This window comes from Streptomyces sp. NPDC025651 (assembly GCF_055558735.1).
Window position 1 is genome coordinate 292,305 of sequence record NZ_JBVHLZ010000006.1, and the last position, 23,366, is coordinate 315,670.

The window sequence follows — 23,366 nt, forward strand, 5'->3', positions numbered from 1 at the left end:
GCTTGCTCCTTGCGTGTCTACGTGCGGGCGACGGTGTCGCCCGGGGGTGAGAGAGGGGTCGGGGCGTCGCGATGCGGAGGTGCCGGTGGCAGGGCCGCGGCCCAGAAGCCGGCCAGAGTGGGTTCGACCTGGCGCACGGCGTGCTCGATCACGGTCGGGCTCTCGCCGTGGGCCAGCCCGTGGGCGACGACCTCGCGCGCTCCGTCCACGAAGCGGGGCGGCGCCGCCCGGAAGAGGGCCACGTAGTCGAGGACGGGCGCGGGAAGTGCGGGCTCAACTCCGCCGAGGGCTTTGCCCAGTGCTTCGCAGGCCGCGCACCACAGCAGCAGATCCGCGCGGATCGCACAGGCCGCCTCGGCAGGACCCGCCCGCATCGCCAGCCATCCCATCAGCGAGCCGAACGCGCGCATCCCCTGCGGCGGACGCTCGTCCCGCAGTTCCTGCGCGCCGCGCCCGAGGGCCTGTGCGCAGGCCAGCAACGGGGCCTCGCAGTCGAGCACCAGCCGGGCCAGATCCAGGAAGTAGCCGGCCACTGGCTGGTGCGGATGACGAGCGGCCAGTGCGGCGAACGCCGCCACCTCAGCGGTATGAGCGTGAAACTCGCCCAACGTCACCCGCGCCATCTCGGCCGCGCCGGCTTCGCCCGAAGCCATCGCCGCCACCAACCGGTTGGCGCGTACATGCGCCTCGGTGTCAGGCGTCGTCTCTTCCAGAAGCAGATCCACGTCCCACGCCATGCCAACCTCCACGCGGCACTTCACAGCCGGCCCCAAGGCGGGGCTGAGCAGGTTCACTTCGCCGCTTCGGAACGTCTTCCTCGCATTCGCGGGGGCAGACGGGGCGTGCGGGAGCCCTCTGGAGACGCACGGATCACACAAGCCGTGAAAGATGCATGACGCCTTACACCTGCCATGCGAGGCGCCGGAAGCCGTGGCTCACGCGCCCGCGCACCGGCCCGGCCTCGTGCGCCGCACCCCTCGGCGCACGCCCGGCGTCCACACCGTCCGGTCCCGGCCACCGGGCCGTACGCGGCGACCCCGCGTACGTCGGCGCGGCCACGGGCGCGAGCCTGCGCCGCCCGCGGTCCGACAGCGGCCTCCCGTCAGCTCGTGTCCCGCTTCGCCGGCGACGACGCCAAGGCGCACGCGCGCCTGCTCGAACCCACGCGCGAGATCATGCGGGCGCGAGCGAAGAACCCTGTTGCTCCTGCCCCTCGCCCCTGACATGGTCGTCGCCATGCCGACCTTCTCCGCGTACGACGGAACCAAGCTGGCCCACCACGTGCTCGGGGACTCCTCGGGAGCCTCAGGAGCCGGGGGCGTGACTCCCCTGGTGTGCCTGCCCGGTGGGCCCATGCAGGCCTCCGCGTACCTGGGCGACCTCGGCGGCCTGGCCGCGCGGCGGCCTTCGGTCCTCCTCGACCTCCGCGGCACCGGTGAATCCGCGGTGCCCGACGACCCGTCGACGTACCGCTGCGACCGGCTCGTCGACGACGTGGAGGCCCTGCGCGAGCACCTCGGCGTCGGCGCGACGGACCTGCTCGCGCACTCCGGCGGCACGAACCTCGCGGTGCTGTACGCGGCCCGCCACCCGGAGCGCGTCCGCAGGCTCGTCCTCGTCACGCCGAGCACCATGGCCCTCGGTGTCCCCGTGCCCGGGGCCGTCCGCCGGGAGACCGCGCTGTTGCGCGAGGGCGAGCCGTGGTTCCCCGCCGCGTTCGCCGCTCTGGAGGAGATCGTGGCCGGACGGGCGACGGCCGACTCCTGGGCGGCCATGGCCCCCTTCGCGTACGGCCGTTGGGACGCGCGGGCGCGGGCTCATCGCGCCGCGGAGGACGGGCAGCGCAACGACGAGGCCGCCGCCGCGTACGGCACGGGAGGGGCCTACGACCCCGCCGCCACCCGTGCCGCGCTCGCCCGGCTCACGGCGCCGGTGCTGCTGCTCGCCGGCGAGGTCGACCTCAACTCGCCGCCGCCCGCGGTGGCCGAGCTCGCCGGGCTGTTCCCGAACGCCGAGTTCGTCGTGCAGCCCGGCGCGGCGCACTTCCCCTGGCTCGACGATCCGGAGTGGTTCACCGACGCCGTCGCGGCGTTCCTGACCGGCTGACGGGGCCCGGGTCAGGAACACCGGGGGATTCACCAGATCCGTACGCGCTCCGCCCGGTCCAGCCACAGACCGTCGCCCTCCACCGTGCCGAACGCCTCGTGGAACTCGTCGAGGTTGCGGACGATGTTGGCGCGGAACTCCGGCGGCGAGTGCGGGTCGATCGTGAGGTACTGCTGCTCCTGCTCCTTGCGGCGCTTGGTGCGCCAGCAGTACGCCCAGTTCATGAAGAGCCGCTGCGAGCCGGTCGTGCCGTCCTCGCTCACCGGCACCGGCGCGCCGTCGAGCGCGATGAGGTAGGCGGTGTGCCCGATGGTCAGGCCGCCGAGGTCGCCGATGTTCTCGCCGACCGTGAGCGAGCCGTTGACGAACTCGCCGGGGAGGTTGCGGGGCGAGAAGCCGTCGTACTGCTTGATCAGGGCCTTCGACTTGGCCTCGAACGCGGACTTGTCGTCGGCGGTCCACCAGTCGTTGAGGTTGCCCGCGCCGTCGTACTGCGCGCCCTGGTCGTCGAAGCCGTGGCCGATCTCGTGGCCGATGACGGCGCCGATGCCGCCGTAGTTCTCCGCCGGGTCGGCGTCGGGCGAGAAGAACGGCTTCTGCAGGATGCCCGCGGGGAAGCAGATCTCGTTGGTGCCCGGGTTGTAGTAGGCGTTGACGGTCTGCGGCAGCATGAACCACTCGTCGCGGTCGACCGGCGAACCGATCTTGGCGAGCTCCCGGTCGGTCTCGAACGCGGCCGACGCGTGCGCGTTGCCGAGCAGGTCGTCGGCACGGACCCGGAGCGCGGAGTAGTCGCGGAAGGTGTCGGGGTAGCCGATCTTGGGGCGGAACGTGGCGAGCTTGTCGTACGCCCGCTGCTTGGTCTCGTCGGTCATCCAGTCGAGCCGGGCGATCGACTGGCGGTAGGCCTCCAGGAGGTTGGCGACGAGATCGTCCATGATCGCCTTCGACGACGGCGGGAAGTGCCGCGCGACGTACTCCTTGCCGACGGCCTCGCCGATGGCGCCCTCCACGAACGCGACCGCGCGCTTCCAGCGGGCGCGCAGCTCCGGGGTGCCGTTGAGGGTACGGCCGTAGAACTCGAAGTTGTTCCGCACGAACGCGTCCGGGAGGTACGGCGAGCACGCGCGCAGCACGCGCGTCAGCGTCCAGTCCCGCCACTGCTCGATCGGCACCTCGGCGAGGACGGTGGAGAGGTGGGCGAGGTAGGACGGCTGGCGGACGCAGGTCTCCGCGATGGTCGCGTCCGAGCCGCCGAGGCCGGCCGCGTAGCCACGCCAGTCGAACTCCGGCGCCAGTGCGGTCAGTTCGTCCAGGGTGGTGAGGTTGTAGGTCTTCAGGACGTCCCGGGTCTCGGCCCGCTCCCAGTGGCCCGCGGCCAGCTTCGTCTCCAGGTCGAGCACGGTCCGCGCGGCGGCCGCCGGGTCGGCGTGCTCGCCGAGGGTGAGGAGCTCGGTGAGGTAACCGACGTACTTCTCGCGGACCTCGGCGAACTTCTCCTCGCGGTAGTACGACTCGTCGGGCAGGCCGAGGCCGCCCTGCAGCACGTTGAAGAGGTAGCGGTCGGAGTCACGATCGTCCGAGTCGATGTACGAACCGAAGAGCCCGGAGCCGCCGACGCGCTCGAAGCGGCCGAGGAAGGCCGCGAGCTGCTTGGTGTCCCGCAGGCCCGCGACCTCGTCGAGCAGGGGCCGGGCGGGGGCGAGCCCGCGCGCGGCGATGGTCTCCTCGTCCATGAAGGACGCGTACAGGGCGGCGATCTTCCGGTTGTCCTCGGAGCCCTCGCCCGCCTCGGCGGAGGCCTCCGAGGCCAGCTCCTGGATGATCGTCTTCACCTGCTGCTCGGCGGTGTCGGCCAGCTGCACGAAGGGGCCCCAGCTGGAGCGGTCCTCGGGGATCTTCTCGGTGTCCAGCCAGTGGCCGTTGACGTGTCCGAAGAGGTCGTCCTGCGGCCGGATCTCGGGGTTCATGCCCGGACGGGCGTCATCCAGAATGCTCATCCGCGCAGCCTATGCGAGCGATCTGCCCGGTACGACAGGGTATCGCTGGACGCCTCCGCTCCGCTCCCCCGGCGATCAGGCCACGGACGGGTGATGTGCGCGTCAACTCACGCACAAAACATCCCAATAGGAGCGATAAAGTAGCGCGTCAACCTTCGTACCCCTGTGACACCCAGGAGAACATCCGTGACCGTAGCCATCGCACCGTCCGAGGATGTCGCCGGCCCCCAGGACGCGCCCGCCGACGCTCCGGACGCCGACGCGGCGAGCCTGGTGGCCGAGGACGCCCGCGACTTCGGTGCCTACGCCCGCACCGGCGGCTGGGCCTTCGGCCTCAAGGTCGCCCGCAGCGTGCGCCCCGGCGGGCAGAGCGCCGGTGAGACGCCGAAGGTCTCGGCGAAGGAGTTCGCCGAGATGGCGGGCTGCTCGGCCGACCGCGTCATGCGCTACTACAAGGCCTGGGACAAGGCTGCCGACGACGGGATGGTGCCGCACTTCGAGGCGCTCCGGCCCGGCATGGACGTCGAACTCCCGGACGCCGACGTCTGGTTGTCGTACTACACCTCCCGCTCCAGCGCGCTCACCCAGCGCGGCGAGGCGATCACCGAGGCCGCCGAGGCCGAGGGCATCCGCCCCACCAAGGCCCTGGAGGTCGCGGAGAACCCCACCGCGCTGCGCGCCGCGATCCTCGCCGACCCCGGCACCGCCGAGGCCGCGCGCAAGGCGCTGATGGACCGCCTGGAGGAGGATCCGGCGCTGCGCACCGAGCTGGTCCGCGACATCGCCCGCGCCGACGACCTGAAGAAGGCCGTGGCCGCCGAGTCCAAGGCGGGCGACCGCGTCGACTACGTCCGCCAGATCGTGGAGAAGGGCCAGGTCAAGACGCCCGCGGGCCAGATGATCGACGCCCCGTCCGAGCTGCGCGAGGAGGCCGAGCGCCACCTCTCCCTCATCGACGAGCTGGACGACGGCGAGGAGTCCGGCGAGTGGGCGCGCGAGGCCTACGACACGGTGCGCGACATGGTGGCGCAGACCGTCCAGAGCAACCCGGAGCTGCGCGTGCAGGAGCGGCGCGCGAAGTTCTACAGCAGCCTGCAGAAGGCCACGAAGGTCTTCGAGGAGCTGACGTTCGACGACGTCGAGGACATCGACGACATCTACGAGGACGACATGGTGCGGCGCCTCGAAGATCTGCAGCAGGCGATCGGCGCGTGCATCACGACGCTCCGTGCGGCGACCGCCCAGGGCCCTGCCGAGGCCAAGGCCCCGGCTTCGGCCCCGGCTCCGGCTCCGGTTGCCTCTCCCGCTTCCGGTTCTGCCCCCGAGCCGAGCCCCGTCGGCGAGGCCGACGAGAACGAGTGGGACGCCTCCTGAGGGAGGCTTCCCCTTCGGTTCCCGTCCCGGCCCCCTGATCGTCCCGTACGACCCGAGGTTGATCATGGCCTTCGTCGTAGCACTCGAGTCGTACGCGATGACCCCTATCGGGACGGATTCGCGACCCCCTGCCCGGCTCGTAGCTTCTTGATCACGTCACTTCCATGACCGATCGAGAGGCCTCGGATCCATGTACGTCAAGGCATTCGCCCCGGAGTACCAGGGCGAGCTGGGCTCGGAGTTGACCGTGAACTCCTCCTACGAGGAAGTGCGCGCGACCGCGGGCCGCGCGCTCTCCCGGGCGGGCGGCGCGGCCGAGCGGGCCCGCGCCGCCCTCGCCCTCGCCGAGTCGTGCAGACGGCTCGGCCGGGTCGAGGACGCGGGCGCCGCCTGGCGGCAGAGCTACCGCAGCGCCCGTGCCGCGCAGGACGCCGGTGCGATGGCCTGGGCGCTGTGGAGCGGCGGCACCCTGGCCCGGCAGTGCGGGGCCCTGCCGCTCGCCCGGCGGCTGCTCGCCCACTCCGTCGACCTCGCCGCGGGCAGCGGCGACCGCCTCGCCCACGGCTACGCGCTCGCGGGCCTGGCCGAGACCGGCCGCATCCAGGGCGACTACGCCGCTGTCGCCGCGCTCCACGAGGAACTGCTCGAACAGGGGCGCAAGCACGGCGAGGCGCGGCACATGGTGTGGGCGATGACCGGCATAGCGCAGATGCACCGCAACCGCGGCGATCACGCCAAGGCCCTTGAACTGTTCGAGGAGTCGGTGCGCATCGCCACCGACGCGGACGACGCGCGGGGGCGCGCCTGGTCGCTGCGGGGCGTGGCCGACGTGCTGTCCCTGCGGGGCGATCCCGACCGGGCGCTCGCGCTGCTGTCGGAGGCGGAGGACGTCTGCCGGGCGATGGACCTCGCGAGCGCGCTCGCCTACAACCACAAGATGCGGGGCAACGTCCTGTACCGCGCGGGGCGTTACGCGGCGGCCAGCGAGACGTACGCCGTCGCGCTGGCGGAGTTCACCGCGATGAGCGAGCCGCGCGGCACCGCGCTCTCCCGGCTCGGCCTCGCCAAGTGCCGGGCGCGGCTCGGGTGCGACCGCGAGGCGACACTCGCCGAACTGGCCGTACTGGAGGCCGACTTCGACCGCATGGGGCTGCGGCACGCGCGCGACATGGTCGTCGCCTTCCGCGCGGAGACGATGCGCGCCCCGCAGCAGGCGGAGACAGCGGGGGCCGCGGCGCCGTCGGTCAGTCCGTGAGCGTGATGCGGATCCCGACCGTGCCCTTCAGGCCGCGGCGGAGCCTGCTGCCGAGCAACGTGAAGAAGCCGACCACGCGGTACTTGCGCAGGATGAGGCTGCGGTAGCGGGCGGTGACCTCGGGCGTGCAGATCTCGGCGGTGGCGGGCACCTGCTCGCCCGTCGGCCTGCCGCGCAGGTCGCACGGTCCGACCATGACGTCCGCGCGCCTGCGGATCCGCTTCACCTTCCACGAGTCGCCGGCCGTCCAGATGCCGAGCGCGTCGCCGTCCCGGACGACCCAGACGGGGCTCGGCACCGGGGTGCCGTCCTTCCGATAGCTGCTGACCAGCAGGTACTTTCCGTCGCCGAGCCGCTTCAGCGGGGTGTCGTCCATGAGGGGAGTCTAGGGCGCGCGGAGGTGCCGCCGGAGCCCCTCCCCGTAACCCCTTATGTTGGTTACATGGCATCGCCCAGGTCGTCTTCCCCTTCCCCTTCCCTCTCCCCCTCCCCCGGCATTCAGATGCGCTCCTACAGCGGGGCCACCTACCGGTTCGATCCCGGCGCGCTCTGTCTGGAGCTGCTCACGACCGGCGGCCCCGGCGAGTTCCGGCGGTACGAGGTGCTGCACGCCCCCGCCGACCTGGCCGCCTGGGCCGAGCGGTCCCGGCTGGCACCGACGCCGTCCCTGCGAGTGTCGGAGGCCGAGGTCGCGGACGCCCGGCGGCTGCGCGACGCGCTGTTCCGCGTCACGACCGCCCGCGCCCTGGCCGAGCCGCCCGACCCGGCCGACATCGCCACGGTCAACACTGCCGCCGCCCACCCGCCGCTGACCCCCGCCATCGGGCCGGACGGCGAGCGCGCCTGGGCCGACGGCGCGGACGGGACCGAGCTGCTCGCCACGGTCGCGCGCGACGCCGTCGACCTGCTGACCGGACCCTTCGCACACCGCATCCGCATGTGCGAGGCCGGCGACTGCTTCCTGATCTACGTCGACACCTCACGCCCCGGCCGTCGCCGCTGGTGCTCGATGGAGCACTGCGGAAACCGCCACAAGGTACGGACGCTGCGGGCGCGCCGCGCGGAGGAGGACTGACCGTCGGCGATCGACACGGATTCGCATGGCAGGACCGCGGATCACGGGGTACCCATGGAAGGGCAAGGTCCGACTCCCATCGGAATGAGGCGATCACCGTGCCCAGGGCACAGATCAAGGACGAGAAGACCTACCAGGCGCTGCGTCGCGAGGGAGCCAGCAAGGAGAAGGCGGCGCGCATCGCCAACGACTCCGGCGGATCCCGCTCGGCGACCGGCCGCAAGGGCGGCAAGGCGGGCGCGTACGAGGACCGCTCCAAGGAGGACCTCTACAGCGAGGCCAAGAAGGTCGGCATCGAGGGCCGCTCGAAGATGAGCAAGTCCCAGCTGATCGACGCGCTGCGCCACCACTGAGCGTCGAAAGCGCAGACCCTACACCCGCGCCGCCCGTCAGGGGAGTTGACAAGATCACAGCGTAGATCGTTTACGGTCCGGGCATCTTGGCAGTGAAGTTGATCAATGAACATGCCAAGCAGCGCGCACGGGCCGGGGGTTCTCGTGCGCACCTCACGAGGAGCGCCTCCATGCCTCAGGACGTCCGGTTCGACATCCCCTTCGACACCCCTGTCAGCGAGCATCTCGACTACGCCAGGAACCACCATCTGCGCTGGGTGCGGGAGATGGGGCTGGTCCGCAGCGAGGGCGGCTTCGAGGAGTACCGGAGCTGGGACCTGCCGCAGGCGGCGATACGCACGTATCCGCACGCCTCGGCACAGGACATGGTGGTCCTGATGAACTGGTTCTCGCTGGCCTTCCTCTTCGACGACCAGTTCGACGCGGCGCGGCCCGACCGCGCGGACCGCGTGGCCGAGGTCGCCCGCGAACTGGTCGCCACTCCCCTGCGCCCGGTCGGCACCACGCCGCGCGTCGTGTGCCCCATCACGGTCGCGTGGGCACAGGTCTGGGAGCAGCTGGCCGACGGCATGTCGCCGGCCTGGCGTACGCGGTTCGCCGCGTCCTGGGGGCGGTTCCTGGTCGCGCACTCCGAGGAGGTCGACCTGGCGGCGCGCGGCGAGCGGCTCGGGCTCGACGCGTACACGGCGTTCCGGCGGCGCACCGTCGGCATCCACCACAGCATCGACGCGGGTGAGCGCAGCCGCCGCTTCGAGGTGCCGGTGCAGGCCCAGGCGCATCCGCTGATGGTGGCGCTGCGCGACGCGGCCGCGGACACCATCGGGTTCATGAACGACATCCACTCCTTCGAACGCGAGAAGCGGCGCGGCGACGGGCACAACCTCATCACCGTCCTGCACCACGACGGCGGGTACGACTGGCAGGACGCCGCCACCGAGGCGATCCGGATGACCGAGGAGCGGCTCGGCGACTATCTGCGCCTGGAGTCCCAGGTGCCCGCCATGTGCGAGGAGTTGGGGCTCGGCGAGGACGAGCGTGCGCGGGTGGGGATGGGCGTGGAGGCCATCCGGCACTGGATCAACGGCAATTACGAGTGGGCCCTGGTCACCGGCCGCTACGCCGCGGTCAAGGACAGCCCCGCCGCGGTCGCCGAGGAGCAGGGGCGCGGATCGCTCGACGACCTGCTGACCGTCTGAGGCGCCGTCGGACCACCGGCCGCGAACGCCGCGTCGGCCGGACCGCGGGTGAGCGGTCCGGCCGACGGGTCGTGCCATCCGTCTGTCCGACGGATCTCTGCCACCCTCCGGTCGACGGGGTCTCAGACCGCCTGGGGCGTGAACCGGACCGGCAGCCGGTCCAGTCGGGTCTCCCAGGTGGAGGCCGTGGAGCTGAGCTCGTCCGGCGCGACGGCCAGGCGCAGCCCGTGCAGGCGGTGCAGCAGCACGTCGACGGCCGTCTCGATGATGGCCTGGCCGATGCCCTGCCCCGGGCACTCGTGCGCCCCGCCGCTGAAGGCGAGGTGCGCCTTGTTGCCGTGCAGGTCCGCCGTGGCGTCGGGGCGGACCTCCGGGTCCACGTTGCCCGCGGCGAGGCCGAGCACGAGCAGGTCGCCGGCCTTCACCTGCTGGCCGCCGAGCTCCAGGTCGGCCGTGGCGAAGCGGCCGGGACACACCGCGAGGGGCGGGGTGTTCCACATGACCTCCTCCACCACCGCCGAGATGTTCAGCTGCCCGCTGACCAGACCGGCCATGTGGGAGGGGTGCGTGAGCACCAGCTGGAGGACGCGGGCCAGCAGGTTGCTGGTGGTGGTGTGCGCGGTGATCAGGACCAGGCGCAGATGGCTGAGGATCTCCTCGTCGTCCAGATCGGCGTGGTGGTGCAGCAGGCCGGTCGTGAAGTCCGAGCCGGGCTCGGCGCGTTTGCGCTCCGCCAGCTCGTCGAGGATCTTCATGATGCGGTCGTTGTGCGCGACCGCGTCCTCGCCGCCCTTGATCACCTGGGCGCAGGACAGGGCCAGTTGGCGCCCTTCGCCCTCGGCCAGGCCGAAGAGCCGGGTGAGGACGAGCATCGGCAGGTGCTCGGCGTACTGGGCCACCAGGTCGGCGCCGCCCTCCGCCGCGAACGCGTCGATCTGCTTGTTCGCGAAGTGCGTGATGTGCCGTCTGATGCCCCGGCCCGCCGCGGCCTGCAGATTGTCGGTGACCGCCGCGCGCAGCCGCCGGTGCGGCTCGCCGTCCTGGGACACGCAGTCGGGGCGCCAGGCCAGCATCGGGACGAGCGGGGACGACTCCTCGATCCGCCCTTCCTTCCAGTCCCGCCAGATCCGTGAGTCACGGGCGAACTGGCGGGGGTTCTCCAGGACACGTCGGTTCTCCCGGTAGCCGAGGACCAGCCAGGCGGGCACGTCGCCTTCCAGCAGGACGGGCGCCACCGGGCCGTGCTTCTCGCGCAGACGCGCGTAGATTCCCTGCGCGTCGCTCGACGCCTGCGCGCCGTACAGCCGGGTCGGGGCGTCCGTCGCGCCGTGCCGTACCGGGCAGCCGCCCGCGGCTTCGATGGCGTCGCCCTGCGGGCCGGGCGGGGTCGGGGCGTTCATCGGGACTCCAAGGCGGCGGTGGAGCGTTCCTTGAGGTGGCGGATCAGGGCGATGAGCACATCGCGGCTCGACGCCTTGTCACGGGCGTCGCAGGCGACGATCGGGGTACTCGGCGGGATGTCCAGGGCCTCGCGTATCTCCTCGACCGGGTGCTCCTTGGAGTCGGGGAAGACGTTCAGGGCGATGACGAAGGGGACGTTCTGCCGCTCCATCTCCTCGATGGCGCGGAAGCTGGAGGCCAGGCGGCGGGTGTCGACGAGGACGACCGCGCCGAGGGCGCCCTTGAACAGCCCGTTCCACAGGAACCAGAAGCGTTCCTGTCCGGGGGTGCCGAACAGGTAGAGGACCAGCTGCTCGTTCAGCCCGATCCGGCCGAAGTCCAGGCTGACCGTGGTCTCCTGTTTGTCCGCGACACCGATCAGGTGGTCGACGTCGATGCTGGCCTGGGTCAGCGTCTCCTCGGTGGTGAGCGGTTTGATGTCGCTCACCGAGCGGACCATGGTCGTCTTTCCGGTGCCGAAGCCTCCGGCGATCATCACTTTGACCGAGCGGCTTTCGGCGGCCAGTGCGCCGGTCGACGGCTGGTCGGGTCGGTCAAAGCCTTTGAAGTCCACTGAGAACCTCCTCAAGGAGCTCGAGGTCCGGCCCGCGGCCGGAGGGGGAAGAAGCCGGGATGGGGTCACGGGCCTCCACCCGGCCCGCTTCCAGCAGGTCGGTCACCAGCACCGCGAGAATGTTGAACGGCAGTCCGAGATGGGCGCCCAGCTCGGCCACCGACAGCGGGTCGCGGCACCAGCGCACGATCTCCTCGTGCTCGTGCTGCATGCCCGGGACGGGCGCCGTGCGGGAGTCACAGGTGATGACGAGCGTCGCCACGTCGAGCCCGGCGGCGGGCCCGCCCGGTCCGCTGCGCCCGCCCGTGAGGACGTAGTAGCGCTCCAGACCGGACGGGTCCGTGGGCCGGTGGGGGCCACTCATCCAGGCTGCTCCTCCCGGCGCGGAGTGGTGCCGAGCAGCTCACCCATCCGCCGGGCCAGGTCTCTCATCTGGTGGCCGAGCAGCCCCTGGTCGAGCCCTTCCTTGGCGAGGACTCCGAGGTAGGTCTCCACACCCGCCCGCACCACGAAGAGGTGCCCGCCGTCGACCTCGATCATCGCGAGGCGCAACTGCCCGCCGTACTTGGGGAACTGCGCGGCGACCGGCTGGGCGAGCGCCTGCAGGCCCGCGACCACGGCGGCGAACCGGTCCACGTCGTCGGGGTCGTCCGCCCCGTACGACGTGATGGCCTTGCCGTCGCTGGACGCCACCAGGGCGAAGCGGATCTCCTGGATGGACTCGGTCAGGTCACGGAGCGCCCAGCTCACGTCGGTCTCGTGCTGCGTCATCGCTGGTCGCTCTCTTCGGTCCGGGGCTCATCGGTCTCTCTTCCGGCGGTGGCGAAGGCCGCCAGGCCGGTGAAGGACGTGTCCGGCGGCACGACGGACGGGGCCGGGGCCGCCGCCGGGGTGCCGGCCGCGTCCTGCGCGTCGGCGCGCGGCTTGCTCCTGCGCCGCTTCGGCAGACCACCGGGGGTGGTGTCCGCCTCGGGCGCGGCGACGGCCTCGGGGGCCGGTGCCTCGGCGGGGAGCGGTACGGCGTCCGTCTCGGCCCGGGGGGCGGGGACCGAGGGCTGGGCCGGGGCCGCGGTGGCCGGGAGCTGGCTGAAGTACTTGTGCGGGACGACCACGACGACGGAGGTGCCGAGCCAGGGGGAGTCCGCGAAGGTGACCCGGATCCCGTACTTGCGGCCGAGAGTTCCCACGACGCGCAGGCCGAGGTGGGCGTCCTCCGAGAGGCCGCCGAGGCCGGGGCCCGCGGCGACGCCTTCGAGGGAGTCGAGCGCCTGCTGCTTCTTCTCCTCGCTCAGGCCCTTGCCCGCGTCCTGGATCTCGATGCCCACGCCGTTGGGCACCTCCTTGCCCGACACGATCACGGGCTCGGTGGGCGGCGAGTAGCGGGCCGCGTTGTCCAGGAGGTGGGCGAAGATCAGCGTGAGGTGGTCCACCAGGCCGCCGTCCACGCCCAGTTCGGGCAGGTGGCGCACCTGCACGCGGTCGAAGTCCTTGATGCGGCCGATGCCGCCGCGGACCACGCTGAGCAGGCGCTGCGGTTCCTGCCACTGCCGTCCCGGCCGGTCGGTGCCGCCGAGGACGCCGATGCTGGCGGCGAGGCAGTCGGCGGGGCCGATCGCCTGGTCCAGCTCCATCAGGCCCTGGGCGACGGCGGGGGAACGGCCGTGCTCGCCCTGCATCTCGTGGAGTCGGCCACGGATCTTGCCGGTGAGGACGTGCAGTCGGCTGCCGATGCTGATGACGGCCTGTTCGGCGGCGGTGCTGCGGTTGAACTCCTCCTCGACCGCGATCAGTCCGGTCCGCAGGACCTTGCGGACCTCCTGCCGGAACTCGGGGGACACGTCGGTCTCCTGGGCGAGCGGCGGCAGGACGTCGTCGATGGCCTCGCCTGAGCGCAGGCCCTTCAGGCCGGTGGGGAGGAAGTCGTCGCCGAGGCGGGCGAGCAGTTCCTGCTGCCGGTCCACGCGCCACTGCCAGGCCGTGACCTCCTCGGTCAGGCGGGCTTCCAGGGCGGCGCGTTCGGCCGCGTACTCGTGCTCCAAAGAGGCGCGCTCGGTCGCGTACTTGTGCTCGAGGGAGGCCACGTGGTGCTGCCACTGCCGCGAGTGGCTGACCCGGTCGGCCTGGACCTGGTCGGCCAGGCGGCGCAGCTCGCTTCTCGTGCGCAACAGGATCCGTACGCAGAAGGTGGCCGCCGCGGTGGCGCCAAGTCCCGCGAGCACCAGGGATATTCGGGCCTCTTCGGGCCCGCCCACGGCGCCGACGACAGTGCCCGCGCCTAAGCCGAGCGGCAACAGCCACCAGGCGTGCCAGGCCCTTGGCTCTCGGGCCGCCGCCGGTGGCGGAGTGGCAAGTTCCATCTGCATCCTCAAACCAACGCGAACGAACATGGGGACAACCACTGACTCAAGGCCGCCCGGGGACGGCAGCACAGCAGGGTGCGACGGATCGCGATCACGTCAACACGGCGCGCCACCAGGGAGCTTATAGGGTTGAGGGGGATGTGGATCAACCCGGTCCGTTACCCAGTACGTGGCAGTAGCTATCTTTTCCGTCAAGATCATCCACTCTTTCGGCGAGCGACCGCTTCCGCGGGTAACCTTCGTGACCGGTGGCGGAACAGCGCCGCGGAAGAGGTCGCCGATGAACCGTCAGGACGCGCTGGAGGAAACGGGATCCGGGCCGCTCCGCCCGGTCGACCTGGCGCGTGCGGCCGGCGTGTCGACCCAGCAGATCCGCAACTACGCCGACGCCGGGATCCTGCCGCCCGCCCCGCGCTCCCCCGCCGGGTACCGCAGGTTCGACGCCGGGCACCGGCAGGCCCTGCTCACCTACCGCGCCCTGGTCCGCGGCCACGGCCCCGCCGCGGCCCAGCAGATCATGCGCGCCGTGCACGCGGGAGACGTGCCGCGTGCGCTCGCCCTGGTCGACGCCGGGCACGCCGCGCTGCACGAGCAGCGCGGCTCCTTGCGGACGACGGGCGAAGCGCTGGCGGCGCTCGCGGAGGAGGGGGACGACGCTCCGGCCCCGCCCCGTTCGCGTCTGCGCATCGGAGAGGTGGCCGCCCATCTGGGCGTGCGCACCTCGGCGCTGCGCGTCTGGGAGGCGGCCGGGCTCCTGACCCCGTCGCGCGACCCGGTCACGCACTACCGCTCCTACCTCCCCGCCGACGTCCGCGACGCGCGCATCGTCCAGATGCTCCGGCAGAGCCACTACCTCCTGCCGCAGATCCGTCCGGTCCTCGACGACCTGCGCCGCAGCGGTGGCGTCGGCGCGCTCCGTTCCGCCCTGGAACAGCGCGGAGCCTCGCTGGACCAGCGGGCGCGGGCCATGCTGGAGGGCGCGGCCCATCTGCAGGGCTACCTGGGACGGTACGGGGCCGAAGGTCACGCCCGGCCGTGAAACCGGGGGTTCCCGGCGGAGATCCGTGTACGCTCCACGGGCCGTTGACGCGGCCGGTCACGAGAGGAGCGGAACATGCGGTCCATGAGCGAGAGCGAGTGGCGGTCCTTCGTCCTGGAGGGGACACGGACGGGGAAACTGGCGACGAATCGTGCCGACGGGCGGCCGCACGTCACGCCGGTGTGGTTCCTGCTCGACGAGGACGTCCTGGTGTTCACCACCTGGCACGAGTCCCTCAAGTACAAGGCGCTGCGCCGCGAGCCCCGTTTCTCCCTCTGCGTGGACGACCAGCAACCGCCCTTCTCGTACGTGATGTTGGAGTGCACCGCCGACTTCACCGACGACCCCGACGTCCTGCGCGACTGGGCGACGCGGATCGGCGGCCGCTACATGGGGGCCGAGCAGGCGCAGGCGTACGGGAAGCGGAACTCCGTGCCAGGCGAGTACCTGGTACGGGCCCGCATCGACCGCGCCATCGCCTTCGGGGGCATCGCCGACTGACCGGCCGCCGGACGGCACAGGACGGTGTGCGGCGCGTGGACGGCCGGGGCGGGCCGTCCCTCCGGAGCGGACGAATCCCCCGGGACGGGCAGCGACCGCCCACCCGCGCGGCCGAACGCGCGACGTCAACGCGGGGAATCGGCCGGGCGGCGGCCTAGCCTGCGGCAACGGATCTCCCCACACCTCTGGAGGCGTCCTTTGCCGTCGAGCCGTGTCCTGCGCCGTCTCGCCCTCACCGCCCTGCTCACCGCGTCACTGGTCTCCGCGGCGCCGTCACCACCCGCGGCCCCCTCCGCCGCCCCGGGCCATGTCCGGGACCGGGACCGGGCCCCGGACCAGGCCCGTGCCCGGGGGACCAATCTCCTCGTCGTCGGCCTCGACCGCCGCACCGGCATGACGCGACGGGACATCCAGCGGCTGCACGTCGGCGGCAAGGAGTGCGACTGCACCGACGTGATGATGCTGGTCCACATCGCCCCCGGCGGGCGACGGGTCAGCGTCGTGTCCATCCCCCGCGACTCGTACGTGCCGTTCGCCGAGCACGGCCACCCCGCGCACAGCGGCAAGATCAACGGTGCCTTCGCGGAGGGCGGCGCGGACCTCGCGGTGCGCACGGTCGAACGGGCCACGGGCGTCCGCGTCGACCACTACCTGGAGGCCGACTTCCTCGGCTTCGTCGAGGCCGTGGACCGGCTCGGCGGCGCCGAGGTCTGCACCGACACCCCGCTCAGGGACCTCAACTCCGGCCTGAAGCTGGCCCCGGGCACGCACGCCATCAACGGTGCGCGGGCGCTGCGCTACGTGCGGGCCCGCAAGCTCTCCCCGCCCGGCGACCTCGGCCGGGTCCGCCGCCAGCAGCGCCTCCTCCTCGGCATGCTGGGCCGGCTCTCCGAAGCGGGCGCCTTCTCGAACCCGGCGGCCACGGCCCGCACCGCCTACGCGCTGGCGAAGACCCTGCGCACGGACGAGCACACGAGCTGGCGGACGCTCTACGACCTGGGCCGTTCCCTGAACGGGCTCGACCTGGCGCACACCGAGTTCGCGACCGTCCCGATGTCCGACTTCGACCACCGGGTGCCGGACTGGGGATCGACCCTGCTGTGGGACGCGCCGCGCGCCAAGGCACTGTTCGACGCGGTGCGCGAGGACCGGCCGCTGGTCGTCCGCCGCGCGGCGGACGCCGTCCCGGTGGACATGCGCCCGGAGACCGTACGCGTGCGGATCGACGACACCGCGACCGCCGAGGGTCTGCGTGCCAACGGCTTCGACGTGTCGGCCGTCGCGCGGACCGGTGCCCGGACCGCGGGCCCGACCGTCATCACCTACGACCCGCTCCAGGCCCGGTACGTCGACACCCTGGCGGCCGCGCTGCCCGGCGCGAAGCTGCGCGCCGTCGCCGGACACGGCCCGGTCTTCCACGTCAGCGTGGGCGCCGCGAAGCAGCGGGTGCAGGCCGTGACGTACGACCGGAGCAGCGTGGAGGGCGCGCCCGTGTCCGGGGACCGGCTGCGCTGCGGGTGATTCCCGGGTGATCCCCGGGTGAGGGGGCCCGGGATGGGGGGAACTGGGATGGGGGCCCGGGACGGGAGGGAGCTGGGATGGAGGGCCCGGGGCGGGAGGGACCCGGGGCGGGAGGGAGCCGGGGCGGGAGGGAGCCGGGGCGGGAGGGAGTTGAGGCGGGAGGGAGCTGGGATGAGGGGCCCGGGACGGGGGCCCGGGACCGGAGGGGCCCGGAACCAGAGGGGCCCGGAACCGGAGGGTGAGGACTCGGGCTCAGCCGCCCTGCGCCTCCTCCAGCGCTTCCGCCAACACGGCGTAGAACAGCGTGTGTTGGCGTGCGCTGGGCGGCAGCTCGGGGTTCCAGGGCAGGGTCGTGACGCCCTGCCCCAGGGCGTCGCCCAGCGCGGAGGCGTTGGACCGCACGTCCGTGAGGACGAGGTCGGGCTCCAGCGCCGCCGCCTCTTCCCAGGTCGTCGTGGACCAGTTGGCGCCCTGCCCCGGCGCGGGGTCCACGAGGCCCACGCCGAGCCCGGCGAGCGCGGCGAGGTCCGGCCACGCGTACGGCCGGGCCAGGTGGACGGAGTCGGGCCCCGCAGGCGAGAGGGCGAGCACGCGGGAGCGTGCGGTACCGGTGGCGGCTTCGGCCAACCGGCGCTCCGCCGCGGCGAGTCCGGCGTCCGCCGCGAGCCGCGCGGTGGCGCCGAGGCTGTGCGCGAGAGCGGTGAGACGGTCCCTGATCCCCGCGAGGTCGCGGCCGCCGCCGACGTCGAGCACCACGAGCGGGAGCTGCTGCTCCAGATGCTTGGCGGCCTCCGAATCGATGCCGTAGACCTGCCCGCCGCCGTAGGTGAGCGCGACGACGAGGTCGGGCCGCGCGGCGAGGAGGGCGTCCAGGTCGAGGGCCGATCCGGCGCCGAAGTAGGCGAGGTCCTCCAGGGGCAGGCCGCCCGACTTCGCCGGGTCGGGCACGGCCGGGTCGTCGTGCGCGGAGCCGAAGACACCGGCGGGGCGTATGCCGTGGTCGTGCAGCGCCGCGGCGGTCGGCACGTAGGCGACCACGCGCGACGGGCGGTGCGCGGCCCTCACCAGGTGCCCCCGGTCGTCGGTGAACTCCCAGTCCCTGTCCGTGTCTTGTGCCATGATCTCCGACTCCTCCCGCCGCCGCGCCGCGGCCTGCCCTGCCGTGGCCGTCCCGGTGCTACCTGCCCTCGTCCGCACCGGACTACACGAGGGTGTCCGCCCCGGGACACCGGGGCGGACACCCTGTGCGGCCTCAGACCCGCGTCGGCCGCCCCGCCGCCTGGACCTGCGGCTTCCCCCCGGTCGGCGCCTGCGTGCCCCGCGCCACCAGACGCCCGCCGAGCATCGCGAGGAGCCCGCCGACCTGCAGCACCGCGAGGACCACCACGCCGGTGCGGAAGCCCTTGGCCCCTCCCCCGCCGAGGCCGTACGCGAGCGACGCCACCGCGGGGCCGACCGTGAACGCCAGGGTGCGCACCGTCGCCCCCACGCCACCGCCCGTGCCGATCATGTCCGCCGGGGTGGCGGCCAGCATCGCCGTGTTGTTGGGGGCGCCGAACACGCCCTGCCCGAAGCCGATGAGCGCGAGCCGCCAGGCCAGGTCCGCGAGGCCCGCCCGCCCGTCCAGGGTCAGGGTGGAGAGCAGCCCGGCCAGGGTGAGGGCGCCGCCGAGCGCGGCGATGCGGTGCGGCGGGTGACGGTCCGTCAATCGTCCGCTGAGCGGCGAGCCGACGGCGACGCCGCCCACGAAGAACATCATGGCGAGGCCCATCATCTCGGCCCCCGCGTGCAGCACGTCCGCGACGAAGAACGGCAGCAGGAAGAGCGAGAGCCCGATGAACGTGCCCGTCAACTGCAGGGAGAGCAGCGGCAGTCCGAACGCGGGCCGCCGGACGAGCGCGACGATCGGCTTCGAGGAGCGCAGCCGCGTCCACACCACCGCGAGCCCGACCGCGGCGACGGCGAGGGCTCCGGCCACGTACGCCGAGCCGTTCTCGACCCGGTCGAAGGCGAGCAGCAGCGCGGTGACCGCGCCGCCGAGCACCAGCACATCGGCCAGCAGGGTGCGGTCGGGCAGCGGCAGCCCGCCACGGCCGCGCGGCAGCATCCGCGCGCCGAGCCACACCACCACGAGCAGCACCGGGATCTTGACGAGGAACACCGGCCGCCAGCCGTACGCGTCGGCGACGAAGCCGCCGAGCGAGGATCCGGCCATCGAGCCGAGCGGCATGATCGTGGCGACGTACCCGAGGGCCCGGCCGCGCAGCCGCGTGGGGACGCTCGACGCGACCACCGGGATGTAGACGGCGACGACCATCGCGCCCGTCGCGCCCTGCAGGACCCTCGCCACCAACAGGACCCAGAAGGTGGGCGCGAGGGCCGCGAGGACGCTGGTCAGACCGACGGCGGTGACCGCGCCCAGGAAGACGAGCCGGATGTCGGCGCGGTCCACCCAACGCCCCGCGGGGATCGCGAGCGCGGCGGTGGGCAGGGCGTAGGCGAGGATCACCCACTTCGCCGCGCCGCTCCCCACGTCCAGCTCCTGCCCGATGGACGGCAACGTGACCGCGGACAGGCTCATCTCCAGGGTGACCATCAGCATGGCGAGCGCCATCACGACGACGGGGCCCCAACGCGGGGTGTCGATTGCCTGCTCGGGACGCTTGGTTGCGGCTGTGTTCGTCATGAGGGCGACGGTACGGAGGGGGCACCCGTCACCGCCTCTGTCGGACGACTGGGGTGTCCTCCACCGGTCGGCCTAGTCCCTGCGCAGGTACCGAACCCGGTCGCGCGACAGAGGCGGAGACGGGGCAGGCGTTCGTAGCTTCGTCGGTATCGGAAGCCAACACCGAGCCGAGGAGGCAGACATGAGCAACGCCAAGGACACGACCGTCGGCGAGCGGGTCGCCGGGAGCCGTGCGGACGAGCCCCTGAAGGTGGCCGTCATCGTGGCGAGCACCCGGGAGGGCCGCTTCGCGCCGACCGTCGCCGACTGGTTCACCGCGCAGGCCACGCAGCGCGCCGACCTGGACGTCGACGTGATCGACCTGGCCGACGCGCGTCTGCCGGACGGCCTGACCGGGCAACCCGGCCCGGAAGTCGCCCGGATCACCCCGCGCATCGACGCCGCCGAGGCGTTCGTCGTCATCACGCCCGAGTACAACCACAGCTTTCCCGCCAGCCTGAAGACCGCGATCGACTGGCACTACGCCGAGTGGCGCGCCAAGCCGGTGGGCTTCGTCAGCTACGGCGGGATGGCGGGCGGCCTGCGCGCCGTCGAGCAGTTGCGGCAGGTCTTCGCCGAGCTGCACGCGGTGACGGTGCGCGACACGGTCAGCTTCCACGACGCGTGGGACCGCTTCGACGCGTCCGGCGCCCTGTCCGACCCGTCCGGCCCCACGGCGGCCGCCAAGACGATGCTCGACCAGCTCGCCTGGTGGGGCCACACGCTGCGCGACGGCAAGGCCGTCCGCCCCTACGCGGCCTGAGTCCGCCCACCGCCGCGATCCCCTTCCTCTCACAGGAGTTGACCACCATGACGGCCGCCGCGGGTGGCGTCGGCACGCTCCTCGTGCAGGCCGCCAAGAACGCCGGGGCGACGGTGGTGGGTGCCGCGGGCGGCACGGAGAAGGTCGAGCGGGTGCGGGCCCTGGGCGCGGACGTCGCGGTCGACTACGACGATCCCAAGTGGCCCGAGCTCGTGCGGGACGCCCTGCACGGTCGCGAGGTCACGGTGGCGCTCGACGGCGTGGGCGGCGCGCCGGGGCGCGCGGCGCTCGAACTGATCGGGTCCGGCGGGCGGTTGCTGCTCTTCGGCTGGTCCGCGGGCACGATCACGGAGCTGACCGCGCAGGACCTGTACGACCGGATGCTCCAGGTGACCGTCGCGCTCGGGCCGCGCCTGCTCCGGGTGCCCGGCGGGCTGCGGGGCGCGCAGGACCGGGCCATCGCGGAGGCGGCGGCGGGGCGTCTGGTGCCCGCGGTGACACGCTTCCCGCTGCGGGACGCGGCCGCGGCGCACCGGGCCCTGCAGAGCCGCGGGACGGTCGGCAAGGTCGTCCTGATCCCCTGATCCCGCGACGGTCGGCGGGGGTCGGCGGGGGCCGGACCCTCAACCCCGTGGCCCCGCCTGGCGTCACCCGTCGCAACGTACGAAGGAGTCGTCATGAAGATGATCGCCGCCGCGCTGTCCGCCTACGGTCCGCCCGAGGTGCTGCGGCCGACGGAGCTCGACGTCCCCGAGCCGGGGCCGGGCGAGGTGCTGGTGCGGGTCAGGGCCGCCGGGGTGCAGCCCTTCGACCTGGGGGTGCGGGAGGGCTGGGTGCCGCCGGGGGCCGAGCCGGGGTTCCCCGTCGTGCCCGGCAACGAGTTCGCGGGTGTCGTGGAGCGGATCGGCGTGCGGGTCGCCGACTTCGCGCCGGGCGACGAGGTGCTCGGGTACTCGCTGCTCGGCGGGTACGCGCAGTACGTCGCGGCCCCCGCCGAGCAGCTGGTGCACAAGCCCACCGCGATGCCGTGGACGGTCGCGGGCGGGTTCTCGGGCAACGGCCAGGGCGCCCATCTGGCGCTCTCCCAGCTGCGCGTGGGGCCCGGGGACACCGTCCTGATCGGCGCCGCGGCCGGTGCGCTCGGCACACTCTCCGTACAGCTGGCGCGGGCCTGGGGTGCCACGACCGTCATCGGCACGGCGAGCGAGGCGAACCACGACCACCTGCGGGCGCTCGGGGCGATCCCCGTGACGTACGGCGAGGGGCTCGTCGACCGGATCCGGGCCGTCGCGCCGGACGGCGTCGACGCGGCGCTCGACGCGGCGGGCCCGGAGGGGCTGCGCGCCGCCGTGGCCGTGACCGGGGACCGCAGCCGTGTCGTCACGATGGTCGCCACAGAGGAGGCGGCCCGGCTCGGCCTGCCCGACTGGGGCGGCACCCGGTCCGCGGCCCGCCTCGCCGAACTCACCGCGCTGTATGAGAAGGGGGCGCTGGACGTGCATCTGCGCGCGACGTTCCCGCTGGAGCGCGCGGCCGACGCGCACCGCCTGGTGGCCACCCGCCACGGCCGCGGCAAAGTGGTCCTCAGGGTGGACTGACCGGCTCTTGGGCGGCGCCGCAGATCACGTCGAGGGGGTGCCTGGGCTCGTGCCCGGGTTCGTACATGGGCTCGTGCGCGAGCAGGTGTTCGGCTGCACGTAGGGTCATGACCATGGGGTTGTACGGGAGGGAAGACGAACTCGGCGTCATCGACCGGGTGTTCGCGGGGGCCGGGGAGGGCCGCAGCGCGGCGCTCGTCGTGCGCGGCGAGGCGGGCATCGGCAAGTCCGAGCTCCTCGCGCACGCGGTCGAACGGGCGCGCGCCAAGGGCCTACGGGTACTGCGGGCCACCGGCACCGAATCGGAGAGCGAACTCCCCTTCGCCGGCCTGCACCTGCTGCTCGGCCGAGCATCGAACCGCATCGTCGACCTGCCGGCGCGACAGGCACGGGCGCTCGGGGGTGCGCTGGGGCTGACGGACGGGGTGGGTACGGCGGTTCGGGCTGACTCCGTAGGCTCAATCAGCTCGGCGGTTCGGACTGACTCCACGGGCTCAATCAGCTCGGCGGTCCCGAACGGCGACGCGGGCTCCGTCGACTCGGCGGGCGCCAGCAGCTGGACCGGTTCGAGCGGTTCGGCGAGCTCGACCGGTTCCATGAGCTCGGCGGTCGCCAAGAGTTCCACGGGCTCAACGAACTCGACCGGCTCGGCAGGCTCGACGGTCTCCCCCGGCCCGGCTGACTCCACAAGCCTGGTGCGCTCCCCCAGCACCCCCAGCACCACCGGTGAACCCCACGGCAGTGACCGGTTCCTGATCGGGCTCGGCCTGCTCACGCTCCTCGCCGATCTCGCCGAGGAGCAGCCGCTGTTGTGCGTCATCGACGACGCGCACTGGCTCGACAAGGCGTCCGCCGAGGCGCTGCTCTTTGCCGCGCGGCGGCTCGACGCCGAGGGTGTCGTGATGCTGTTCGCCGCCCGTGACACCTACGCGCCGCAGTTCCCCGCGCCGGGCCTGGACGAGTTGCGCGTCGCCGCGCTGTCCGAGGCGGCGGCGCGGGAGTTGCTCGCCGAGCACGCCGCCGATCTGCCGCAGCACGCGCGCGTGCAGATCCTCGACGAGGCGGCGGGCAACCCTCTGGAACTGCGTGAACTGCCCGTGGCGCAGCGGGAGGGACTGGCCCACGACGCGGCGCCGATCAGCGGGCACGCGCGCGTGCAGCAGACGTTCGCCGACCGCATCGCGGGCCTGCCCGATCCGATGGCGTCGACGGGCCTGACCAACCGCGACATCGGCGCCCAGCTGTTCCTGAGCCCGCGCACGGTGGGCTACCACCTCTACAACGCCTATCCGAAGCCGGGCGTGGCCTCGCGGGGTGAACTGGCGCGCCTGAGCGAGGAGTTGCCCGCCTGAGCGAGGAGCTCCCCGTCCAGGCGCGTTCCGCTTCCGTCGCACTCCGGCCGCCGACCCCCAGGCGCTGGACGACCCCCTTCACCCTGCACTTCGTGTTCCTCTGCACGACTCGGATCCCGCCGCCTTCGCCGACG

24 protein-coding genes are annotated in these 23,366 nt (G+C 72.9%); 13 read left to right on the forward strand and 11 right to left on the reverse strand.

Annotated features, from left to right (window positions below; all coding sequences use genetic code 11):
• Nucleotides 1-17: 17 nt before the first annotated feature.
• Nucleotides 18-737: a hypothetical protein gene (locus tag ACZ4D5_RS22930; RefSeq protein WP_467774240.1), complete on the reverse strand. Its 720-nt coding sequence runs from the start codon at nucleotides 735-737 to the stop codon at nucleotides 18-20.
• 499 nt (nucleotides 738-1,236) lie between these two features.
• On the opposite strand from ACZ4D5_RS22930, the gene ACZ4D5_RS22935 reads away from it, so the two are divergent.
• Nucleotides 1,237-2,106 (forward strand): alpha/beta fold hydrolase, encoded by an 870-nt coding sequence (locus ACZ4D5_RS22935; RefSeq protein WP_467774241.1) that lies wholly within the window; start codon nucleotides 1,237-1,239, stop codon nucleotides 2,104-2,106.
• A 29-nt stretch (nucleotides 2,107-2,135) separates the two neighbouring features.
• Here ACZ4D5_RS22935 and ACZ4D5_RS22940 read toward each other — a convergent pair whose 3' ends face one another.
• Nucleotides 2,136-4,106 (reverse strand): M13 family metallopeptidase, encoded by a 1,971-nt coding sequence (locus ACZ4D5_RS22940; protein WP_467774242.1) that lies wholly within the window; start codon nucleotides 4,104-4,106, stop codon nucleotides 2,136-2,138.
• 186 nt (nucleotides 4,107-4,292) lie between these two features.
• Between ACZ4D5_RS22940 and ACZ4D5_RS22945 the strand changes: the two genes are divergently transcribed.
• Complete coding sequence (locus ACZ4D5_RS22945; RefSeq protein WP_467774243.1) at nucleotides 4,293-5,480, forward strand: hypothetical protein; 1,188 nt, start codon at nucleotides 4,293-4,295, stop codon at nucleotides 5,478-5,480.
• 190 nt (nucleotides 5,481-5,670) lie between these two features.
• On the forward strand, nucleotides 5,671-6,735 hold the full coding sequence (locus ACZ4D5_RS22950) for a tetratricopeptide repeat protein (protein WP_467774244.1): 1,065 nt from the start codon (nucleotides 5,671-5,673) through the stop codon (nucleotides 6,733-6,735).
• Here ACZ4D5_RS22950 and ACZ4D5_RS22955 read toward each other — a convergent pair.
• Nucleotides 6,725-7,111, reverse strand: coding sequence for a PPOX class F420-dependent oxidoreductase (locus ACZ4D5_RS22955; RefSeq protein ID WP_467774245.1), 387 nt, complete (start codon nucleotides 7,109-7,111; stop codon nucleotides 6,725-6,727). The two genes, ACZ4D5_RS22950 and ACZ4D5_RS22955, sit on opposite strands and share 11 nt — an antisense overlap.
• A 66-nt stretch (nucleotides 7,112-7,177) precedes the next feature.
• Here ACZ4D5_RS22955 and ACZ4D5_RS22960 point away from each other — a divergent pair, with 66 nt between their 5' ends.
• The 3 genes from ACZ4D5_RS22960 to ACZ4D5_RS22970 all read left to right on the forward strand — a co-directional run bounded on the left by ACZ4D5_RS22960 (nucleotide 7,178) and on the right by ACZ4D5_RS22970 (nucleotide 9,359).
• The gene (locus tag ACZ4D5_RS22960) at nucleotides 7,178-7,810 is read left to right on the forward strand and encodes a CGNR zinc finger domain-containing protein (protein WP_467774246.1); all 633 of its coding nucleotides are present in this window, start codon (nucleotides 7,178-7,180) and stop codon (nucleotides 7,808-7,810) included.
• Between the two features lie 98 nt (nucleotides 7,811-7,908).
• Nucleotides 7,909-8,163 carry a DUF7218 family protein gene (locus ACZ4D5_RS22965; protein WP_467774247.1) on the forward strand — a complete coding sequence of 85 codons (255 nt, stop codon included), beginning with the start codon at nucleotides 7,909-7,911 and terminating at the stop codon, nucleotides 8,161-8,163.
• 170 nt (nucleotides 8,164-8,333) lie between these two features.
• On the forward strand, nucleotides 8,334-9,359 hold the full coding sequence (locus ACZ4D5_RS22970; RefSeq protein WP_467774248.1) for a 7-epi-alpha-eudesmol synthase: 1,026 nt from the start codon (nucleotides 8,334-8,336) through the stop codon (nucleotides 9,357-9,359).
• Nucleotides 9,360-9,481: 122 nt separating this feature from the next.
• On the opposite strand, the gene ACZ4D5_RS22975 is transcribed toward ACZ4D5_RS22970, so the two are convergent.
• Genes ACZ4D5_RS22975 through ACZ4D5_RS22995 form a run of 5 tightly spaced genes read right to left on the reverse strand, consistent with a single transcriptional unit; the run spans nucleotide 9,482 to nucleotide 13,730 of the window.
• Nucleotides 9,482-10,759 carry a cytochrome P450 gene (locus ACZ4D5_RS22975; RefSeq protein ID WP_467774249.1) on the reverse strand — a complete coding sequence of 426 codons (1,278 nt, stop codon included), beginning with the start codon at nucleotides 10,757-10,759 and terminating at the stop codon, nucleotides 9,482-9,484.
• Entirely contained in the window at nucleotides 10,756-11,373 is a 618-nt protein-coding gene (locus tag ACZ4D5_RS22980) for a GTP-binding protein (protein WP_467774250.1), read from the reverse strand. The genes ACZ4D5_RS22975 and ACZ4D5_RS22980 overlap by 4 nt, the downstream gene beginning before the upstream one ends.
• On the reverse strand, nucleotides 11,354-11,737 hold the full coding sequence (locus ACZ4D5_RS22985; RefSeq protein ID WP_467774251.1) for a DUF742 domain-containing protein: 384 nt from the start codon (nucleotides 11,735-11,737) through the stop codon (nucleotides 11,354-11,356). Before ACZ4D5_RS22985 ends, ACZ4D5_RS22980 begins: the two co-directional genes overlap by 20 nt.
• Nucleotides 11,734-12,144 (reverse strand): roadblock/LC7 domain-containing protein, encoded by a 411-nt coding sequence (locus ACZ4D5_RS22990; RefSeq protein ID WP_362324313.1) that lies wholly within the window; start codon nucleotides 12,142-12,144, stop codon nucleotides 11,734-11,736. Before ACZ4D5_RS22990 ends, ACZ4D5_RS22985 begins: the two co-directional genes overlap by 4 nt.
• Nucleotides 12,141-13,730, reverse strand: coding sequence for a sensor histidine kinase (locus tag ACZ4D5_RS22995; protein ID WP_467774252.1), 1,590 nt, complete (start codon nucleotides 13,728-13,730; stop codon nucleotides 12,141-12,143). The genes ACZ4D5_RS22990 and ACZ4D5_RS22995 overlap by 4 nt, the downstream gene beginning before the upstream one ends.
• A 283-nt stretch (nucleotides 13,731-14,013) precedes the next feature.
• Between ACZ4D5_RS22995 and ACZ4D5_RS23000 the strand changes: the two genes are divergently transcribed.
• From ACZ4D5_RS23000 to ACZ4D5_RS23010, 3 genes are all read left to right on the forward strand, one after another.
• Nucleotides 14,014-14,772, forward strand: coding sequence for a MerR family transcriptional regulator (locus ACZ4D5_RS23000; protein WP_467774253.1), 759 nt, complete (start codon nucleotides 14,014-14,016; stop codon nucleotides 14,770-14,772).
• 84 nt (nucleotides 14,773-14,856) lie between these two features.
• Entirely contained in the window at nucleotides 14,857-15,273 is a 417-nt protein-coding gene (locus ACZ4D5_RS23005) for a PPOX class F420-dependent oxidoreductase (protein WP_467774254.1), read from the forward strand.
• Nucleotides 15,274-15,471: 198 nt separating this feature from the next.
• Nucleotides 15,472-16,794: an LCP family protein gene (locus tag ACZ4D5_RS23010; protein ID WP_467774255.1), complete on the forward strand. Its 1,323-nt coding sequence runs from the start codon at nucleotides 15,472-15,474 to the stop codon at nucleotides 16,792-16,794.
• Between the two features lie 252 nt (nucleotides 16,795-17,046).
• Here ACZ4D5_RS23010 and ACZ4D5_RS23015 read toward each other — a convergent pair whose 3' ends face one another.
• Both ACZ4D5_RS23015 and ACZ4D5_RS23020 read right to left on the reverse strand, forming a co-directional pair.
• Nucleotides 17,047-17,913: an ABC transporter substrate-binding protein gene (locus ACZ4D5_RS23015; RefSeq protein WP_467774256.1), complete on the reverse strand. Its 867-nt coding sequence runs from the start codon at nucleotides 17,911-17,913 to the stop codon at nucleotides 17,047-17,049.
• Nucleotides 17,914-18,046: 133 nt separating this feature from the next.
• Nucleotides 18,047-19,480 (reverse strand): MFS transporter, encoded by a 1,434-nt coding sequence (locus tag ACZ4D5_RS23020; RefSeq protein WP_467774257.1) that lies wholly within the window; start codon nucleotides 19,478-19,480, stop codon nucleotides 18,047-18,049.
• Nucleotides 19,481-19,661: 181 nt separating this feature from the next.
• On the opposite strand from ACZ4D5_RS23020, the gene ACZ4D5_RS23025 reads away from it, so the two are divergent.
• The 3 genes from ACZ4D5_RS23025 (at nucleotide 19,662) to ACZ4D5_RS23035 (ending at nucleotide 21,880) form a co-directional block, all read left to right on the forward strand.
• On the forward strand, nucleotides 19,662-20,282 hold the full coding sequence (locus ACZ4D5_RS23025; protein ID WP_467774258.1) for an NADPH-dependent FMN reductase: 621 nt from the start codon (nucleotides 19,662-19,664) through the stop codon (nucleotides 20,280-20,282).
• A 47-nt stretch (nucleotides 20,283-20,329) separates the two neighbouring features.
• A complete protein-coding gene (locus tag ACZ4D5_RS23030; protein ID WP_467774259.1) occupies nucleotides 20,330-20,866 on the forward strand; it encodes a zinc-binding dehydrogenase in 537 nt (178 codons plus the stop codon).
• 93 nt (nucleotides 20,867-20,959) lie between these two features.
• A complete protein-coding gene (locus tag ACZ4D5_RS23035) occupies nucleotides 20,960-21,880 on the forward strand; it encodes an NADP-dependent oxidoreductase (RefSeq protein ID WP_467774260.1) in 921 nt (306 codons plus the stop codon).
• Here ACZ4D5_RS23035 and ACZ4D5_RS23040 read toward each other — a convergent pair.
• Nucleotides 21,867-21,989, reverse strand: coding sequence for a hypothetical protein (locus ACZ4D5_RS23040; protein ID WP_467774261.1), 123 nt, complete (start codon nucleotides 21,987-21,989; stop codon nucleotides 21,867-21,869). The two genes, ACZ4D5_RS23035 and ACZ4D5_RS23040, sit on opposite strands and share 14 nt — an antisense overlap.
• A gap of 4 nt (nucleotides 21,990-21,993) precedes the next feature.
• Here ACZ4D5_RS23040 and ACZ4D5_RS23045 point away from each other — a divergent pair, with 4 nt between their 5' ends.
• On the forward strand, nucleotides 21,994-23,232 hold the full coding sequence (locus ACZ4D5_RS23045) for a helix-turn-helix transcriptional regulator (RefSeq protein ID WP_467774262.1): 1,239 nt from the start codon (nucleotides 21,994-21,996) through the stop codon (nucleotides 23,230-23,232).
• The last annotated feature ends 134 nt before the right edge of the window (nucleotides 23,233-23,366 follow it).

Coding starts and splice junctions, on each gene's coding strand:
- ACZ4D5_RS22975 (WP_467774249.1), bottom strand. CDS start 10,759: ATGAACGCCCCGACCCCGCCCGGCCCGCAGGGCGACGCCATCGAAGCC.
- ACZ4D5_RS22985 (WP_467774251.1), bottom strand. CDS start 11,737: ATGAGTGGCCCCCACCGGCCCACGGACCCGTCCGGTCTGGAGCGCTAC.
- ACZ4D5_RS23020 (WP_467774257.1), bottom strand. CDS start 19,480: ATGACGAACACAGCCGCAACCAAGCGTCCCGAGCAGGCAATCGACACC.
- ACZ4D5_RS22930 (WP_467774240.1), bottom strand. CDS start 737: ATGGCGTGGGACGTGGATCTGCTTCTGGAAGAGACGACGCCTGACACC.
- ACZ4D5_RS22960 (WP_467774246.1), top strand. CDS start 7,178: ATGGCATCGCCCAGGTCGTCTTCCCCTTCCCCTTCCCTCTCCCCCTCC.
- ACZ4D5_RS23030 (WP_467774259.1), top strand. CDS start 20,330: ATGACGGCCGCCGCGGGTGGCGTCGGCACGCTCCTCGTGCAGGCCGCC.
- ACZ4D5_RS22995 (WP_467774252.1), bottom strand. CDS start 13,730: ATGGAACTTGCCACTCCGCCACCGGCGGCGGCCCGAGAGCCAAGGGCC.
- ACZ4D5_RS22950 (WP_467774244.1), top strand. CDS start 5,671: ATGTACGTCAAGGCATTCGCCCCGGAGTACCAGGGCGAGCTGGGCTCG.
- ACZ4D5_RS23005 (WP_467774254.1), top strand. CDS start 14,857: ATGAGCGAGAGCGAGTGGCGGTCCTTCGTCCTGGAGGGGACACGGACG.
- ACZ4D5_RS23000 (WP_467774253.1), top strand. CDS start 14,014: ATGAACCGTCAGGACGCGCTGGAGGAAACGGGATCCGGGCCGCTCCGC.
- ACZ4D5_RS22935 (WP_467774241.1), top strand. CDS start 1,237: ATGCCGACCTTCTCCGCGTACGACGGAACCAAGCTGGCCCACCACGTG.
- ACZ4D5_RS23015 (WP_467774256.1), bottom strand. CDS start 17,913: ATGGCACAAGACACGGACAGGGACTGGGAGTTCACCGACGACCGGGGG.
- ACZ4D5_RS22970 (WP_467774248.1), top strand. CDS start 8,334: ATGCCTCAGGACGTCCGGTTCGACATCCCCTTCGACACCCCTGTCAGC.
- ACZ4D5_RS23040 (WP_467774261.1), bottom strand. CDS start 21,989: ATGACCCTACGTGCAGCCGAACACCTGCTCGCGCACGAGCCCATGTAC.
- ACZ4D5_RS22990 (WP_362324313.1), bottom strand. CDS start 12,144: ATGACGCAGCACGAGACCGACGTGAGCTGGGCGCTCCGTGACCTGACC.
- ACZ4D5_RS22940 (WP_467774242.1), bottom strand. CDS start 4,106: ATGAGCATTCTGGATGACGCCCGTCCGGGCATGAACCCCGAGATCCGG.
- ACZ4D5_RS23035 (WP_467774260.1), top strand. CDS start 20,960: ATGAAGATGATCGCCGCCGCGCTGTCCGCCTACGGTCCGCCCGAGGTG.
- ACZ4D5_RS23025 (WP_467774258.1), top strand. CDS start 19,662: ATGAGCAACGCCAAGGACACGACCGTCGGCGAGCGGGTCGCCGGGAGC.
- ACZ4D5_RS22955 (WP_467774245.1), bottom strand. CDS start 7,111: ATGGACGACACCCCGCTGAAGCGGCTCGGCGACGGAAAGTACCTGCTG.
- ACZ4D5_RS23045 (WP_467774262.1), top strand. CDS start 21,994: ATGGGGTTGTACGGGAGGGAAGACGAACTCGGCGTCATCGACCGGGTG.